This is a genomic window from Nocardioides sp. (genome assembly GCF_964229035.1).
Taxonomy (GTDB): Bacteria; Actinomycetota; Actinomycetes; order Propionibacteriales; family Nocardioidaceae; genus Nocardioides.
Map to the genome: position 1 here is coordinate 92,267 of NZ_CAXRAZ010000015.1, position 14,689 is coordinate 106,955.

Here is a 14,689-nt window from a genome sequence, read left to right on the forward strand (position 1 = left end):
TCCGTCGAGAGGCCCGTCCCGTGCTCACCTCCACGCCTCGTGCGCTCCGCATCCTCGGCACCGGTGCCGCCGTCCCGGAGGAGGTGGTGACCAGCCTCGAGCTCGACGAGCGCCTCGGCCTTGCCGAGGGCACGGTGGAGGAGCGCACCGGGGTGCGCTCGCGCTACGTGGAGCGCGGCACCGCGGCGCAGCTCGGGGCGCAGGCGGCGCGCAAGGCGCTGGCGGCCGCCGGCCTCACCCTTAACGACGTCGACCTCATCATCGGCGCGAGCGGCACGCCCGACCAGCCTCTGCCCTGCAACGCGGCGCTGCTGCACGAGGAGCTCGCGCCCGGGCGGCCGATCGCGGCGTTCGACGTCAACGCCAGCTGCCTCAGCTTCCTCGCGGCCCTCGACCTGGCCGCCACCCTGGTGGACGCCGGCCGCGCGCGGAACATCCTCATCGCCTCCGCCGACATCGCCTCCGTGGGCCTCGACTGGAGCGACCTGGGCGCGTCGGGCATCTTCGGCGACGGCGCCGCGGCGGCGGTGGTCGGCCCGGCCGAGGGCACCGGATCGGCGGTGCTGGCGGCCGACTTCGAGACCCACAGTGAGGGCGCGCACACGTGCGAGATCCGCGGTGGCGGCTCGCGATTCGCGCCCGACCGGGTGCGCGAGCTGCCCGACGACACGGGCGATTACGCCGACTGGGGCCGCTTCCGCATGGAGGGCGGGGCGGTGTTCCGCCTCGCGATCAAGCACCTGCCGCCGTTCGTCGACCGCCTGCTCGCCGCGGCGGGCACGAGCATCGCCGAACTGCCGGTCGTCGTCCCCCACCAGGCGAGCCACCACGGGCTCGACTGGCTGCGCGAGCGGCTCGAGATCCCCGAGGGTCGACTTGTCGACATCTACGCCGACCACGGCAACCAGGTGGCGGCCTCGCTGCCCTCGGCCCTGCACGCCGCGATCGAGTCGGGCCGGCTGCAGCGCGGCGACCACGCGCTGCTGCTCGGCACCGGCGCCGGTCTGAGCATCGGCGGGATCGTTCTGTGCTACTGAGCAACGAGCTGCTCGCCGAGCCTCAGCCCGCGGTCGCCTTCCACTGGCTGCGGGTCGGCCACTGCAAGGGCCCCGAGGCGATGGCGCGCCAGGGCGGCAAGCTGAAGCTGATCGAGTTCCCCAGCTACGTCGGCGCGATCCACCACCCCTACCACGGCTGGACCCTCTTCGACACCGGCTACTCCCAGCACTTCTTCGACGCCACCCGCCGCGTGCCCGAGCTGCTCTACCGCTCCACGCTGCCGGTCACGCTGCCCGAGCACGAGCACCTGCCCCGCCAGCTCGCTGCGCTCGACGTCGGCGTGGACGACGTCCGCCGCATCGTCGTCTCCCACTTCCACGGCGACCACGTGGGCGGCCTGCTCGACCACCCGCAGGCGCGCATCATCGCCGGCGGCTCGGGCGTGCAGCACGCGCTGAGCCTGCGCGGCATCAGCGCCGTGCGCCACGCGATCCTGCCCGCCCTGCTGCCCACCGACCTGCGCGACCGCCACGACCCGGTCGAGGGCTTCGCCGAGGTGCCGATCGCCGGCGGCCCGGCCGCCGGAGGCCTGCGCGGGTGGGACCTCCTCGGCGATCGCTCCCTGCTCGCCGTCGACCTGCCCGGTCACATGCCCGGCCACCTCGGCCTGCTCTTCACCAGCGGAGGGCGACAGGTGATGCTCGTCGGCGACGCCGCGTGGACGACGCGCAGCTACCGCGAGGCGAAGCCCCCCTCGCGCCTGGCGAAGCAGATCATGCACGACTGGGACGCCACGGTCGCCACCCTGCAGACCCTGCACGCCCTCGACGCCGCCTACCCCGACCTGCTCATCCTCCCGGCGCACTGCCCCGAGGGCGCCGAGGCCTGGGCCGCCGGCTCGCCGCGGTGAGCTCCGCGCGCAGCTCGCTCGGGGTCGCCGCCGGGTTCGCCCACGAGCGCTGGCTGCTGCCGCGACGCTTCGAGGCCCACCGAGAGCGGGCGCTCGCGCGCTTCCTGCGCGACGACCTGCCCCGCGCGAGCTTCTACGCGCCCCACGCCGGCCGGGCGCTCGCCGAGCTGCCGATCGTCGACAAGTCAGTCGTGCTGGCCGACTTCGCGGCCTTCAACCGCCACGGCATCACCCTCGGGCAGGCCCTCGCTGTGGCCGAGGCGGCCGAGCGCAGCCGCGACTTCACCGCCGTCCTGCCGGCGGGTGCGGAGGGGGTGACGGTTGGGCTGTCGTCGGGCACCTCCGGCACGCGCGGCGTCTTCCTCGTGGGCGAGGAGGAGAGCCGCCGCTGGGCGGGCATCCTGCTCGGGCAGCTGATGGCACCGACCTCGCTGCGCATCGCGGCGCGTCATCCGCTGCGGGTGGCGCTGTTCCTGCGCGCCAACTCCAACCTCTACGAGACCCTCGACAGCCGCCGCGTCGCCTTCTCGTGGCACGACCTCACCGAGCCCGTGGAGCAGCACCTCGACGCGCTCGCCGGCACCGACGTGCTCGTCGCGCCCGCCAGCGTGCTGCGTCGCATCGTCGAGCTGTGCGGCGGCATCCCGCTGCTGCACGGCATCGCGCCGGTGCAGGTGGTGGCGGTGGCCGAGACACTCGAGCCCGACGACGAGCTGCTCATCGGCCAGGCGTTCGGGCGCCGGGTCGAGCAGATCTACCAGGCCACCGAGGGTCTGCTCGCCACCAGCTGCCCGGCCGGGCGGCTGCACCTCAACGAGGGCCACCTGCACGTGGAGCCGCAGTGGCTCGACCACCGCCGCTTCCACCCCGTCATCACCGACTTCACCCGCACCACCCAGCTCGTCGTCCGCCACCGCCTGGACGACGTGCTGCTCGCCGCCCCCGGCCCCTGCCCGTGCGGGCGCCCCGGGCGCAGCATCCACGCCGTGCTCGGCCGCGCGGACGACGTCCTGTGGCTCGCCACTTCGGATGGAAGCGCCGAGCGGGTGCCGGTGTGGCCCGACGTGCTGCGCCACGCGATCGCGCTGGCCGGCGACCTCGGCGACTACCGCCTCGTGCAGCACGGCGAGGTCTGGAACCTGGCCACCACGCGGGCCGAGGCGGGCGACGGCGACGCCGGGCTCGCGGCCGTGCGCCGCGAGGTGGCGCGCCTGGCGGAGCGACTGGGCGGGCGGGCACCGGACGTCGTCCACGCGCCGTGGCCGGAGGAGACCGCGGGGGCCAAGCGCCGCCGCATCAGGAGGGAGTCGTGAGCGGGTTGAGGATCGTGGTCACCGGAGCCTCGGGCTTCGTGGGCGGCCGGCTGGTCGAGATGGCGCGCGAGGCGGGGCACCAGGTCGTGGGCATCGGACGACGCCCACGCAGCGCCACCGACTTCGCGCCGGGCGAGTACGTCTCGGCCGACCTGGGGCGGGTGTCGGCGGCCGACCTCGACGCCCTCGTGACCCTGCCGTGGGGTGCCGGCGAGACCGACGCGGTGATCCACGCCGCCGCCCGCGCCACCCCCTACGCCAGCCGCAAGGCCTACGAGCGCGACAACGTCGTGGCCACCCAGACCGTGCTGGAGTGGTGCGGCCTGCTGGGGCTGCCGCGGCTGGTGCACGTGTCGTCGAGCTCGGTGCTCTACCGCGACGGCGACCAGCTCGACCTCACCGAGGACTCCCCCGTGGGTCCGGGCTTCGCCAACGAGTACGCCCGCACCAAGGCGGCCTCGGAGGACGTGGTGCGCGGCTACGCCGGGTCGTGGGTGATCGGCCGCCCTCGCGCGGTGTTCGGCCCCGGCGACACCGTGCTCTTCCCGCGGATCATCGCCGCCGCGCAGGCCGGCCGGCTGCCGCGCCTCACCGGCCGCAGCACCCCGGCGGTGGGCGACCTGGTGTACGTCGACAACCTCGCCGAGCAGCTGCTGCAGCTGGCCGAGCGCGCCGAGCTGAGCGGCGTCTACCACCTCACCAACGCCGAGCCGGTGGAGATCCAGGCGCTGCTGATGGAGGTGGTCGAGCGCCTCGGGCTGCCCGCCCCCACCCGCGATGTCAGCCTCGCCACCGCGATGCGTGCGGCCCGCGTGCTCGAGACCATCTGGCGCCTGCTGCGCCTGCCGGGCGAGCCGCCGATCACCCCCTACGGCGTGGGCGTGCTGTCGTGGTCGAAGACGTTCGTGCCCGACAAGATGCTGCGCGACCTCGGCCAGCCGAGCATCAGCGTGGCCGAGGGCGTGGAGCGTTTCGTCGCCTGGCAGCGGGCACAGCTGTGAGCGCGCTGCGGCGTGCCGCGGCCGGCTACCTCGCCCTGCAGACAGCCAAGGCGACGCTCGCGCTGCGCACCGCCCGCACGGCGCCGCCCGCCCGCGAACCCGCAGCGGCCGACGTGGCGCAGGTGGTCGTGGCCCAGCCCGTGCTCTCGGGTGACCCCGAGCTCGAGAACGTGCTGCGCGACAACCTGCTCTCGCTGGTCGGAGCGCGCTTCGTGTGGCTCGTCGACACCGACGACGCCGAGGGCCGCGCCGTCACCGCACGCCTCGCCGAGCAGGCCGCTACCGCCGGCGCCGAGGCTCCGCGCCTGGAGATCGTGCTCTGCCCGCCCGCCCCCGAGGGCGTGAACCCCAAGCTCACCAAGCTCGTCACCGCCCTCGACGCCGCCGAGGACGACGAGGTGCTGCTCGTACTGGACGACGACACCCGCCTGCCCCGCCCCGCCCTCGGCGCGCTGCTCGGCGGTCTGCAGCGGGGCGCGACGCTCGCCACCGGCCTGCCCGGCTACCTGCCCGGCCGCGGCCCGTGGGCCGGGCTCGTGCAGCAGTTCGTGCTCGACAACGCCGCCATGACCTACCTGACCCTCCCGCCGGTGACCATCAACGGCATGACGTGGGCGATGCGCGTGCGCGACCTGCGTGCCCTCGGCGGCTTCACGCCGCTGCTGCGCACCCTCACCGACGACCTCGCCGTGGCCCGGGCGGTGCTCGGCTCCGGCGGCACCATCGTCCAGACCGCCACCCCGCAGTGGACGACGACCACCGTCGCCTCCCCCGGCGCCTACGTGCGGCTGCTGCACCGCTGGATGCTCTTCGCCGACCTGCTGCTGCGCCGCCAGCCTCCGCGCACGGCGGGTGCGATCGCCGGCCTGCACGGCCTCCACCCGGGGCTGCTCGGGTTCGTGCTCGCTGGGGCGGTGCGCACGCGTCGTCCGGGGCCGGCGGTGGTGGTGCTCGGCGGGCGGGCGCTGCTGCTCATCGGCGCGCAGCGCGCGGTGCACGGGCGCAGCTACCACCGGCCGCTGCTGTCGGTGGCCTCCGAGCTGATGCAGCCCGCGCACCTGGTGCACGCCGCGCTGCGGCGCACGATCCGCTGGCGCTCGCGGGTCTACCGGGTGCGCGCGGACGACGACTTCGGGCCGGCGTGAGCCTCCCCCTGCAGGTGTTGGTGCTGACGGGTCAGAGCGACCCGCGCAGCTGCGCGCTCTCGCCGGTGCAGCGTGCGTTCCTCGACGCCCTCGACCTGCCGGGGCGCGGGCTGCCGGCCGCGGGCGCGGTGGGCCTCAACTTCCCCTACGACACCGCCCGCTGCCCCCGGCCGCACCGCGAGGTGCCGCTGTGGCTGGCGAGCCTGCGGCACGTGGTGCTGTTCTTCGCGATCCGCCGTCGACGCTGGGCCCTGCGCCACCGCCCGGGCGTGCAGTCCGTGCTGGAGCAGGCCGAGGCCTCGCTGGTGATCGCGGGCTCCATCGGGCTCGACCTCCTGGGCCGCGTCGACCTGCCGGCGGCGGTGCTCGACCGGGTGGTCGTGCTCGCCCTCGGGCCCGTGGCCACCCGACCGCCCGCCTGCCGCATCGTGCGCGTGGTGGGGCGCGGCGACCACGTGGCGCGGTGGTGGGCGGCCGACGTCACCGTCGACGCCGCGCACATGGAGTACCTCGCGTCGCCGGACGTGCTGGCCCTCGCCTCCGGGCTCGTCGACGAGCTGCTGGACGACGGGACCGCGGCGTGACCGCCTCCCCTGCCGGAGCCGGAGCGAAGCGCCGCGTCGACCTCCTCGCCCCGCCAATGGCCGGGCACCTGCACCCGGTGCTGGGCATGGCCGTGCGGCTGGCGCGGGAGCCCGGGCTGCAGGTGCGGGTGCTCACCACCGAGGCCGCACAACCGGCCGTGGCGGCGAGCGGGGTGGCGGGCGTCGTCCTGCTGCCGGGGGCGGATGCGCAGCTGCGCGAGGTGGTCGACCCGCCCTACCGCGTGGGCAGCGACCTGCGGCTGATGCGGCGCCAGCTGCGTAGCAACGTCGACCTCCAGCGTCACCTGCGCGAGGACCTCCTGGAGCGCTGGGCGCCCGGCTCCCCCGAGCGACCCGACCTGGTGATCGCCGACTTCACGATGATCGGCGCCGCCACCGCGGCCACCACGCTGGGCCTGCGGTGGTGGACGTCGCACCCCTCGCCGTGCGCGATCGAGGGGCGCTCGGGGCCGCCGTCCTACGTGGGCGGGTGGCGGCCCGGGGTCGGCGTGGCCGGGCGGGCGCGCGATGCGGCCGGGCGTGGCCTGGTGCGAGCGGTGAAGCGCTCGGTGCCGGTGTGGTCGGGGGTGCGCACCGCCGATGCGGGCGTGGAGCGGGTGTACCGCGCCGACGGGTCGGAGTCGATCTACAGCCCCGAACTCGTGCTGGGGCTGACACCGCCGGCGATCGAGTACGAGCGCGACCTGCCGCCTGCGGTGAGGCTGGTCGGTCCGGTGCTCTTCACCCCGCCGGATCACGCGCCGCCGCTCGACCTCTCTCCCGGCCGGCGCCACGTGCTGCTCACCGCCGGCACCCACCTGGCCTGGCACAAGCCCGCGCTCGTGGAGGCCGCGTACCGCATCGCCGCCGAGCTCGCCGACCTCGAGGTCACGGTGCACGTGTCGCTCGGCGGCTCCACCGGCGTGCCCGAGCAGCAGGTGGACGACGGGCGGGTCGTCGTCCACAGCTCGGTGTCGTACGCCCGCGACCTCGCCCGCTTCAGCGCGGTGGTGCACCACGGCGGCTCGGGGGTGCTGGGACACACGCTGGCCGCGGGGTTGCCCGCGGTGGTGTGGCCGGTCGACTACGACCAGGCCGACCACGCGGTACGCCTCGAGGACGCCGGCGTGGCCGTGCGCGTAGGCAGCGCCGACGAGGTGGGGGCAGCGTTGCGGCGAGTGCTCACCACGGCCTCGTACGCCGACGCGGCGGCGAGGGTCGGTGCCGAGATCGCCGCCCACCCCGCCGAAGAGACGGTGGCCACATGGGCACGTCAGGCGTTGCTGCCGGGATGAAGTCCCGGGTGCGGGTTACGGGTGAGCGAACCCACGCTTCCGCGGGTCAGAACCGCCACGATCCCGCCTCCGCGCGCGGCAGGATGGAGGGGTGGAGACCAAGGCCGACCCGACCGGCGCCCGTGAGCGCCTGCAGGAGCTGGTGACCGCTGCCGGCGGCCCCCTGCCCCCGGGTCAGGCGATCGCCCTGCTGCGTGAGCTCACCCACCTCGACAGCGCGACGCTCGGCCGCCTGGCCTACCACGCGCTCACCGGCGTCGAGCCCGGCGTGCCGCTGGTGCCCGCGCGCGAGCTGATCCCCGGCTTCCCGCCGTTCGCCAACGAGGTGCTGCAGCGCGCGATCGCCGGCCCCGACGAGCGCCGCCCCACCCCTTTCGCCCTCGTGATCGTGCTCGACACGGTGCCGATCGACACCTGGCCCACCGCCCAGGCGGCGCCGGTGTCGCTGCCGGTCGAGCCGGTTGCTGAGCCGGTTGCTGAGCCAGTCGCTGAGCCGATCGTCGAGGCCGTCGTCGAGCCGGTGGTTGAGGCGCCTGAGCCCATCGTGGACGACGCCCCGCTCCCCGCGGCCCCCGAGCCCGACATCGCACCGCGGCACGTGGCTGAGCACGTCGCCGAGCCCGCGGAGCCGGCGGTGGAGCACGTGCCCGAGCACGCCGCCGTTGAGGCCGAGCCCGAGGTCGCTGCCGAGCCGGTGGTTGAAGCGGAGCCGGTGGTCGAGGTCGAGCCGGTGGCCGAGGCGGAGCCGGTGGTCGAGGCGGCGAACGCTGAGGAACCCGCCGCGCCCGTGCGCGTGCGGCGCCAGCGCGGCTCGGGCGGCGAGGAGTTCCGCGACCTGCTCAACCCCCGCTTCGAGGTCCCGGACGTCGGCCCGGTCGAGCCCGCGCCCGAGCCGGTGCAGCCGGCCGACCTGCTCCAGCCCGAAGCCCCCGCGACCGAGGACGACGACCCCGCCACCGCGGCAGCGCGAGCGGCCGAGGAAGCCGCCGAGGCCGAGAAGGCCGAGCTCGCCAAGGAGTTCATGAGCCTGGTGACCCCGCAGCGACCCGTCCCGCGCTTCGAACCGCTCGAGGGATCCGAGGAGCTCATGGCCCTCAAGGAGCCGGCGTTCGCCTCCGACCGCCACCGCCGCTCCGACCACCACAGCCACCGCACGCGCCGCCGCGTCCTGCTCATCGCAGCGATCGCGGTCGCCCTGCTCGTGCTGTTCACCGTCTTCCGCGGCAGCCCGGACGACGACGCCCCCGATCAGGGCAACGACCCGCTGCTCGGCGGGCTGGGGTCGTCGTACAGCCATACCGGGATGCAATTCGAGGCGAGCGGCAGCTAAGGCGCCAACCGCTCGATCGTCCACCCGCCCTCACCCCGGCGGTACCGCAACCGGTCGTGCAGCCGGCTCGGCCGCCCCTGCCAGAACTCGATCACCTGCGGCCGCACCCGATACCCGCCCCAGCCCGGCGGCACGGGCACATCGGAGCCGGCGAAGCGCGCCTCCGCCTCGGCGAAGCGCCGCTCGAGCTCCTCGCGTCCGCTCACCACCTGCGACTGCGGCGAGGCCCACGCACCCAGCTGCGAGGAGCGGGGGCGGGTGGAGAAGTAGGCCAGCACCTCGTCGTCCGAGAGGGGCCGCACCGTGCCCTCGACGCGCACCTGGCGCTCGAGGTCGTGCCACGGGAAGAGGATCGAAGCCACGGGGTGGGCGGCCAGCGCCGCGCCCTTGCGGGAGCCGGTGTTGGTGAAGAAGGTGAAGCCGTCGTCGGGGGCCTGGGTCTCGACGCCCTTGAGCAGCACGGTGCGCAGCGACGGCGAGCCGTCGGCGTCCACGGTGGCGACGATGATGGCGTTGGGCTCGTGGACGCCGGCCGCCACCGCGTCGTCGAACCAGGCGGCCCACTGGCGCCACGGGTCGGGGTCGGCGTCGTCCTCGCTGAGGCCACGCAGGCCGTAGTCGACGCGCAGGGCGGCGAGGTCCACCGCCACCGGGGACGACGCGTCGGACTGCTCCAGGTTCTGCTCCCCTGCCATGTACCGAAAGTAGCGGTTGCGGCAGAATGCCCGATGGCCTCCGGTTAACGGTTGGTCACCCGACGTGACGATGGATCCGAAGGAGCAGTGCGATGGCCGAGGTTCACCACGGACTGGAGGGCGTCGTCGCCTTCGAGACGCAGATCGCGGAGCCCGACAAGGAGGGCTCGGCGCTGCGCTACCGCGGCGTCGACATCGAGGACCTCGCCGGCCGCGTGCCGTTCGAGAACGTCTGGGGCCTCCTCATCGACGGCGCCTTCACCCCCGGCCTCCCGCCGGCCGAGGCGTTCAGCCTGCCGGTGCACACCGGCGACGTGCGCGTCGACGTGCAGGCCGCGATCGCCATGCTCGCCCCCGCGTTCGGCTTCGGCCAGACCTACGACATCAGCGACGAGCAGGCCCGCGAGGACCTCGCCCGCGTCGCGGTGATGGTGCTCTCCTACGCCGGCCAGTCCGCGCGCGACATCCACCTGCCCGTCGTCCCCCAGCGCCTCGTCGACGAGGGCAAGACCCTCGCCGAGAAGTTCCTCATCCGCTGGCGCGGCGAGGCCGACCCCAAGCACGCCCACGCGATCGACGCCTACTGGAGCTCGGCCGCTGAGCACGGCATGAACGCCTCCACCTTCACCGCCCGCGTCATCACCTCCACCGGCGCCGACGTGGCCGCCGCCTTCTCCGGCGCCATCGGCGCGATGAGCGGCCCGCTGCACGGCGGCGCCCCGTCGCGCGTGCTCGGCATGATCGAGGACGTCGAGAAGACCGGCGACGCCGCCGCCTACGTGAAGAACCTGCTCGACTCCGGCGAGCGCCTCATGGGCTTCGGCCACCGCGTCTACCGCGCCGAGGACCCCCGCGCCCGCGTGCTGCGCCGCACCGCCCGCGAGCTCGACGCCCCCCGCTACGAGGTGGCCGAGGCCCTCGAGAAGGCCGCGCTCGCCGAGCTGCGCGAGCGTCGCCCCGACCGCGTGCTCGAGACCAACGTGGAGTTCTGGGCCGCCATCGTGCTCGACTTCGCCCAGGTGCCGGCCAACATGTTCACCTCGATGTTCACCTGCGCGCGCACCGGCGGTTGGTCGGCGCACATCCTGGAGCAGAAGAAGACCGGTCGCCTGATCCGCCCCTCGGCGATCTACACCGGCCCGGCCACCCGCCCCGCCAGCGAGATCGAGGGCTACGACCCCAACTGGGGCGCCTGAGCCTCCGGCTCCCCCGCAACGGCCGAGCGGCCGTCGTCCTCGTGGACGACGGCCGCTCGCCGTTTGTGCTGACTGCTTCGGGAGCCTGGGGCTCAGCCGAGCGCGGAGCGCACCGCCTGCTGCAGGTGGTCGGCGCCCGAGCGCTGCTCCTCCACGGCCACGGCGATCTCGCGCTGCAGGGCCTCGAGGCGGCTGACGATCTCGGAGATCGAGGCGAGGGTGCCGCCGGCCGCGCCCGCGCCGTCCACGACGGCGCCGATGCGCTTCTCGACGTCCTCGGTGGCGTGGGCGGTGCTGCGCGCGAGCTCCTTGACCTCGCTGGCCACCACGGCGAAGCCCTTGCCGAGCTCGCCGGCGCGGGCGGCCTCGATGGTCGCGTTGAGGGCGAGCAGGTTGGTCTGCTGGGCGATGGTGGCGATCACGCCGACCACCTGGCCGATCTCCTTGGAGGCCCGCTCGAGCCCGGCGACCACGTCGGCGGCCTGGCTGGCGAACGCCACGGCGTCCTCGACGGTGCGCACGGCCTCGTCGGCGCGGGCGCCGATGCCGTCGAAGGCGGCGCGCACGGCGTCGGTGGAGCCGGCCACCTCGGCCAGTGCGGCCACGCGCGCGGTCGCGAACGACCACACCACGAAGAAGCCGAGCACCGGCGAGCGCGGGTCGGAGTCGTCGAGCACGGGGGCGGCGTAGGCGTCGAGGATCTCGCTGCCCACGCGCACCTGGCCGACGAAGGTCTCGCGGCGCTGCTGCAGGTTACGCAGGGCGAGGGTGGAGAACTCCGCGGCGTCGAACCACTCCTCCAGGTGCGTGCCCTGCATCGGCCCGGGTGCGCGACGCAGGTGCCCGCGCATCACCTCGAGCGAGGAGAGGGCGGCGGCGTTGGCGAAGTCGATGCGCAGGTCGTCGAGTGCGTCGACGAAGAGGCAGGCGCGCGGGCTGGCGGCGAGACAGCCGCGGTACTGCGCGGCGCGGGTGGCGGCCGAGGGGGTCGCGGCGGCGGCCTCACGGACGGCGAGGGTGGGGACGAGGTCGACCTCGGCGCGGGCGGGCGACAGGAGAGCACTGCGGTCGTTCATGAATCACTCACTCCCGGGGTGGGTGAAGCGGCGAATGGGGGGACGACTCACTGATCGGCGACAGGGACCCGGTCCTGAGACACCTGGCGACCCCGCACCAGGTAGCCGGGGTGCGCGACGTACCAGCTGGTGAGGGCGCGCGCGCCGGCCAGCGACAGCGACACGTGCACGTGGTCGAGGTGGCGCAGGGTGCGCGAGCAGCGGCGCAGCGTCGGGCACCCGCTGTTGAGGTAGGGCCGCGGCGTGAAGCCGTCCCACGCCGAGTAGATGCGGTCGGCCCAGATCACGTACATCACGCCCATGCGGCGGGCCAGCGCGGCCGGCTCGCCCGTGGCGTCGCGCTTGACCAGGGCCGTGAGGAACCGGCTCGCGCGCTGGCGGTCGCGCGCACGACGGGCGTCGAGCATCCAGTCGAAGGCGCGCCCCTCCTTGTGCTCCGACTTCGCGCCCACGTGGCAGGCGCGGCCGATGCCGCCGGAGCGACCGCCGTAGGTGCGCACGGTCCAGCGCAGCATGGCCAGCGTGCCCGGCTTGCTCCACGGCGAGCACACCCGCTGCGGTTCATAGGGCGCCAGGGGCTCGATCGGCAGCACCGAGCGGGCTGCTGCGGCTCGGTCGTCGGCGGTCGCCGGGGCCTCCGGGGTGGCGCTCAGGGCGGCCAGCAGGCCGGCCAGCAGCGCGAGGACGACGAGCGGGCGTCGTCCACGGGTGGGGTGGGGGTGCTGGGCGCGGTGGCGCCGCGGCTTGTAACACGCCGTCCACCCGACTAACCGGCGCGAGTCAGTCGAGATCCGCATCGAATCGACCCTGGCACGACTGAAAACCAGCAGGTAGACGAGTGGACGGCGTGTTACATGCCGCGGCTCGCGCGGGGTGGTGCGCGAGGCGGTGCGCGAGGCGGTGCGCGAGGCGGTGCGCGAGGCGGTGCGCGAGGTGGTGCGCGAGGTGGTGCGCGAGGCGGTGCGCGAGGCGGTGCGCGAGGCGGTGCGCGAGGCGGTGCGCGAGGTGGTGCGCGAGGCGGTGCGGGCGGGCGGGTGGACGGACACGAGCGGCTCCACGAGATGTCGGGCGGACCCGTGGCGCATCGGCCGTCGTCCACGGCTCCTGAGGGCTCGGTGGGTCCCGCCTTCTCGCGGGCGGGCCTGCTCAGCTGGCGAGGAAGCTGAAGCGCACGTCGCGCTCGGTGTTGTCGACGTTGAGGTCGACCAGGCAGATGCTCTGCCAGGTGCCGAGCGCGAGGCGGCCGCCGAGCACCGGCACCGTGGCGTAGGGCGGGATGAGCGCCGGCATCACGTGCGAGCGACCGTGGCCGGGTGAGCCGTGGCGGTGGCGCCAGCGGTCGTCGGCGGGCAGCAGGTCGGCGAGCGCGGCAAGCAGGTCGTCATCGCTGCCGGCGCCGGTCTCCAGGATCGCGATGCCCGCGGTGGCGTGCGGCACGAACACGTGCAGCAGTCCGTCGCCCCGACCGCTCACGAAGGCCGCGGCGTCGCGGGTGAGGTCGAGGACGACCTCGGTGCGGCCGGTCGTGTAGGTGCGCACGTCGGAGTCCATGCACGCCACCCTGCCACCTCGGCGCGCCGTTCCTGCCACCTCGGCGACACGCGGGGAGAGGTTGTGGTGCACGCGGTACTGCGCGACGCGAAGTAGTGTGCGGCGCATGGACACCACCCAACTGCTGCGCGGGGTGCTCGACCTCGCGGTGCTCGCCGTGGTCGAGGCCGAGGACGGCTACGGCTACGACGTCCTGCGGCGCCTGCGCCACGGCGGGCTGGCCGAGGTCGGCGACGCGTCGGTCTACGGCACGCTGCGCCGGCTCTACGCGGCGGGGGCACTGACCTCCTACGTCGTGCCCTCCGACGAGGGTCCGCACCGCAAGTACTACGGCATCACCCCGGCCGGGCGCGATCTGCTCGAACGCCAGGCGAAGGAGTGGACGTCGTTCGCCACCACCGTCTCCGGCTTCCTCCCCCCGCAGGCCACCTCCCCTTCCCCGACAGGAGTCGCGTCGTGAGCACCACCCACCTCGATCCCACCGTCACCGCCTTCGTCGCCGAGGTCCGCCGCCACCTCGCCGACCTCGACCCCGAGACCGTCGACGAGCTCGTCGGCGGACTCGAGGCCGACCTCGCCGACCAGGTCGCCGACGGCGCTCCGCTCGGCGACCCCGCTGGCTACGCGGGCGAGCTGCGCAGTGCGGCGGGCCTGCCCGCCGTCCGAGCCGTTCGTCGAGGTTCTTCGCTGCGCACGCTCACGCGCCCCGACCCGGCCCTCGACCGCGCCCGCGAGCTACTCGATGCAGCTGTCCAGCGCGCCCACCTCGGTGCGGCCTGGGACCTGCTCGTGGCGGCGCGACCTGCCTGGTGGGTGCTCCGCGGCTGGATCGCGGCACAGAGCCTCGACCTCGTGGCGGGGCCGGGCGAGGCGGTGAGCCTCGTGCCGAGCCTCGGGCGACTGCCCGGGGGCCTGGTCCTGGCTGCAGCGATCGTCGGAAGCATCGCGGTCGGTACGGGGCGGGTCTGGCCCGGTGGACGACGCGGCCCGGCACGCCTGCTGCTCCTCGGCCTCAACGCCTTCGCGATCTTCGTCGCCCTGGGGCCGCTCAACATCAACTCCTTCGACCAGTTCCAGGACCCCAGGAGCTCCTACGCACCGGCAGCGGTGCCCGTGGCCCCGCTCAGTGGGCTGATGCAGTCGAACGGCCGCCCTGTCACCAACATCTTCGCCTACGACCAGGCCGGCCGGCCGATCCCGCACGTGCAGCTCGTCGACCAGGACGGCCGCCCGCTGACCATGGATCTGTCGGCGCCGATCAGCACCGGCGACGCGCCCGCGTCCGACGGCAGCGGCGAGCTCGTGCCGTTCGCGCGCTACCTCTGCCCCGCTCGCAACGGCACGCAGGAGCTCACCAACGTCTTCCCACTCTCGGTCGTGCGCATCGAGAACTCCGAGGTCGACGGCGAGTACGTCGAGGGCTGCACCGCTGCGCTGGCCGAGCGCGCCAAGATCCTGCCGTTCCCGCTCACCTCGCTCCCGCCGGTCACGGTGCCCGGCACTCCCGCCGCCAGCGCTACTCCGGGCACCACCTCCCCCACCACCTCTCCCACCGCCTCCCCCACCGCCGAGCCCACGCCCTAAGGCTCCTAAC

The 14,689-nt window shown here is 74.6% G+C and carries 15 protein-coding genes; 11 read left to right on the plus strand and 4 right to left on the minus strand.

What is annotated here, in order from left to right:
* Window positions 1-20: 20 nt before the first annotated feature.
* From ACERUN_RS05670 to ACERUN_RS05705, 8 genes are all read left to right on the plus strand, one after another.
* Window positions 21-1,037, plus strand: coding sequence for a 3-oxoacyl-[acyl-carrier-protein] synthase III C-terminal domain-containing protein (locus ACERUN_RS05670; protein WP_370288841.1), 1,017 nt, complete (start codon window positions 21-23; stop codon window positions 1,035-1,037).
* Window positions 1,028-1,909, plus strand: a complete 882-nt coding sequence (locus tag ACERUN_RS05675; protein WP_370288842.1) for an MBL fold metallo-hydrolase — start codon at window positions 1,028-1,030, stop codon at window positions 1,907-1,909. The genes ACERUN_RS05670 and ACERUN_RS05675 overlap by 10 nt, the downstream gene beginning before the upstream one ends.
* Window positions 1,906-3,222, plus strand: a complete 1,317-nt coding sequence (locus tag ACERUN_RS05680; protein WP_370288843.1) for a F390 synthetase-related protein — start codon at window positions 1,906-1,908, stop codon at window positions 3,220-3,222. The genes ACERUN_RS05675 and ACERUN_RS05680 overlap by 4 nt, the downstream gene beginning before the upstream one ends.
* Window positions 3,219-4,223, plus strand: a complete 1,005-nt coding sequence (locus tag ACERUN_RS05685) for an NAD-dependent epimerase/dehydratase family protein (RefSeq protein ID WP_370288844.1) — start codon at window positions 3,219-3,221, stop codon at window positions 4,221-4,223. The genes ACERUN_RS05680 and ACERUN_RS05685 overlap by 4 nt, the downstream gene beginning before the upstream one ends.
* On the plus strand, window positions 4,220-5,368 hold the full coding sequence (locus tag ACERUN_RS05690; protein WP_370288845.1) for a glycosyltransferase family 2 protein: 1,149 nt from the start codon (window positions 4,220-4,222) through the stop codon (window positions 5,366-5,368). The genes ACERUN_RS05685 and ACERUN_RS05690 overlap by 4 nt, the downstream gene beginning before the upstream one ends.
* Window positions 5,365-5,952 (plus strand): hypothetical protein, encoded by a 588-nt coding sequence (locus ACERUN_RS05695; RefSeq protein ID WP_370288846.1) that lies wholly within the window; start codon window positions 5,365-5,367, stop codon window positions 5,950-5,952. Before ACERUN_RS05690 ends, ACERUN_RS05695 begins: the two co-directional genes overlap by 4 nt.
* Window positions 5,949-7,247: a glycosyltransferase gene (locus ACERUN_RS05700; protein WP_370288847.1), complete on the plus strand. Its 1,299-nt coding sequence runs from the start codon at window positions 5,949-5,951 to the stop codon at window positions 7,245-7,247. The genes ACERUN_RS05695 and ACERUN_RS05700 overlap by 4 nt, the downstream gene beginning before the upstream one ends.
* Before the next feature lie 91 nt (window positions 7,248-7,338).
* Entirely contained in the window at window positions 7,339-8,577 is a 1,239-nt protein-coding gene (locus tag ACERUN_RS05705; RefSeq protein WP_370288848.1) for a hypothetical protein, read from the plus strand.
* Here ACERUN_RS05705 and pdxH read toward each other — a convergent pair.
* Window positions 8,574-9,272, minus strand: coding sequence for a pyridoxamine 5'-phosphate oxidase (pdxH, locus tag ACERUN_RS05710; RefSeq protein WP_370288849.1), 699 nt, complete (start codon window positions 9,270-9,272; stop codon window positions 8,574-8,576). The two genes, ACERUN_RS05705 and pdxH, sit on opposite strands and share 4 nt — an antisense overlap.
* 92 nt (window positions 9,273-9,364) lie before the next feature.
* On the opposite strand from pdxH, the gene ACERUN_RS05715 reads away from it, so the two are divergent.
* The gene (locus tag ACERUN_RS05715) at window positions 9,365-10,468 is read left to right on the plus strand and encodes a citrate synthase 2 (RefSeq protein ID WP_370288850.1); all 1,104 of its coding nucleotides are present in this window, start codon (window positions 9,365-9,367) and stop codon (window positions 10,466-10,468) included.
* Window positions 10,469-10,560: 92 nt separating this feature from the next.
* Here the strand turns inward: ACERUN_RS05715 and ACERUN_RS05720 are convergent, their stop codons facing one another.
* From ACERUN_RS05720 to ACERUN_RS05730, 3 genes are all read right to left on the minus strand, one after another.
* Window positions 10,561-11,544: a methyl-accepting chemotaxis protein gene (locus ACERUN_RS05720; RefSeq protein ID WP_370288851.1), complete on the minus strand. Its 984-nt coding sequence runs from the start codon at window positions 11,542-11,544 to the stop codon at window positions 10,561-10,563.
* 47 nt (window positions 11,545-11,591) lie between these two features.
* Window positions 11,592-12,590, minus strand: coding sequence for a hypothetical protein (locus ACERUN_RS05725; RefSeq protein ID WP_370288852.1), 999 nt, complete (start codon window positions 12,588-12,590; stop codon window positions 11,592-11,594).
* A 100-nt stretch (window positions 12,591-12,690) separates the two neighbouring features.
* Complete coding sequence (locus tag ACERUN_RS05730) at window positions 12,691-13,095, minus strand: YjbQ family protein (RefSeq protein ID WP_370288853.1); 405 nt, start codon at window positions 13,093-13,095, stop codon at window positions 12,691-12,693.
* 106 nt (window positions 13,096-13,201) lie between these two features.
* On the opposite strand from ACERUN_RS05730, the gene ACERUN_RS05735 reads away from it, so the two are divergent.
* Both ACERUN_RS05735 and ACERUN_RS05740 read left to right on the plus strand, forming a co-directional pair.
* Window positions 13,202-13,555, plus strand: coding sequence for a PadR family transcriptional regulator (locus ACERUN_RS05735; protein WP_370288854.1), 354 nt, complete (start codon window positions 13,202-13,204; stop codon window positions 13,553-13,555).
* Window positions 13,552-14,679 (plus strand): hypothetical protein, encoded by a 1,128-nt coding sequence (locus ACERUN_RS05740; RefSeq protein WP_370288855.1) that lies wholly within the window; start codon window positions 13,552-13,554, stop codon window positions 14,677-14,679. The genes ACERUN_RS05735 and ACERUN_RS05740 overlap by 4 nt, the downstream gene beginning before the upstream one ends.
* The last annotated feature ends 10 nt before the right edge of the window (window positions 14,680-14,689 follow it).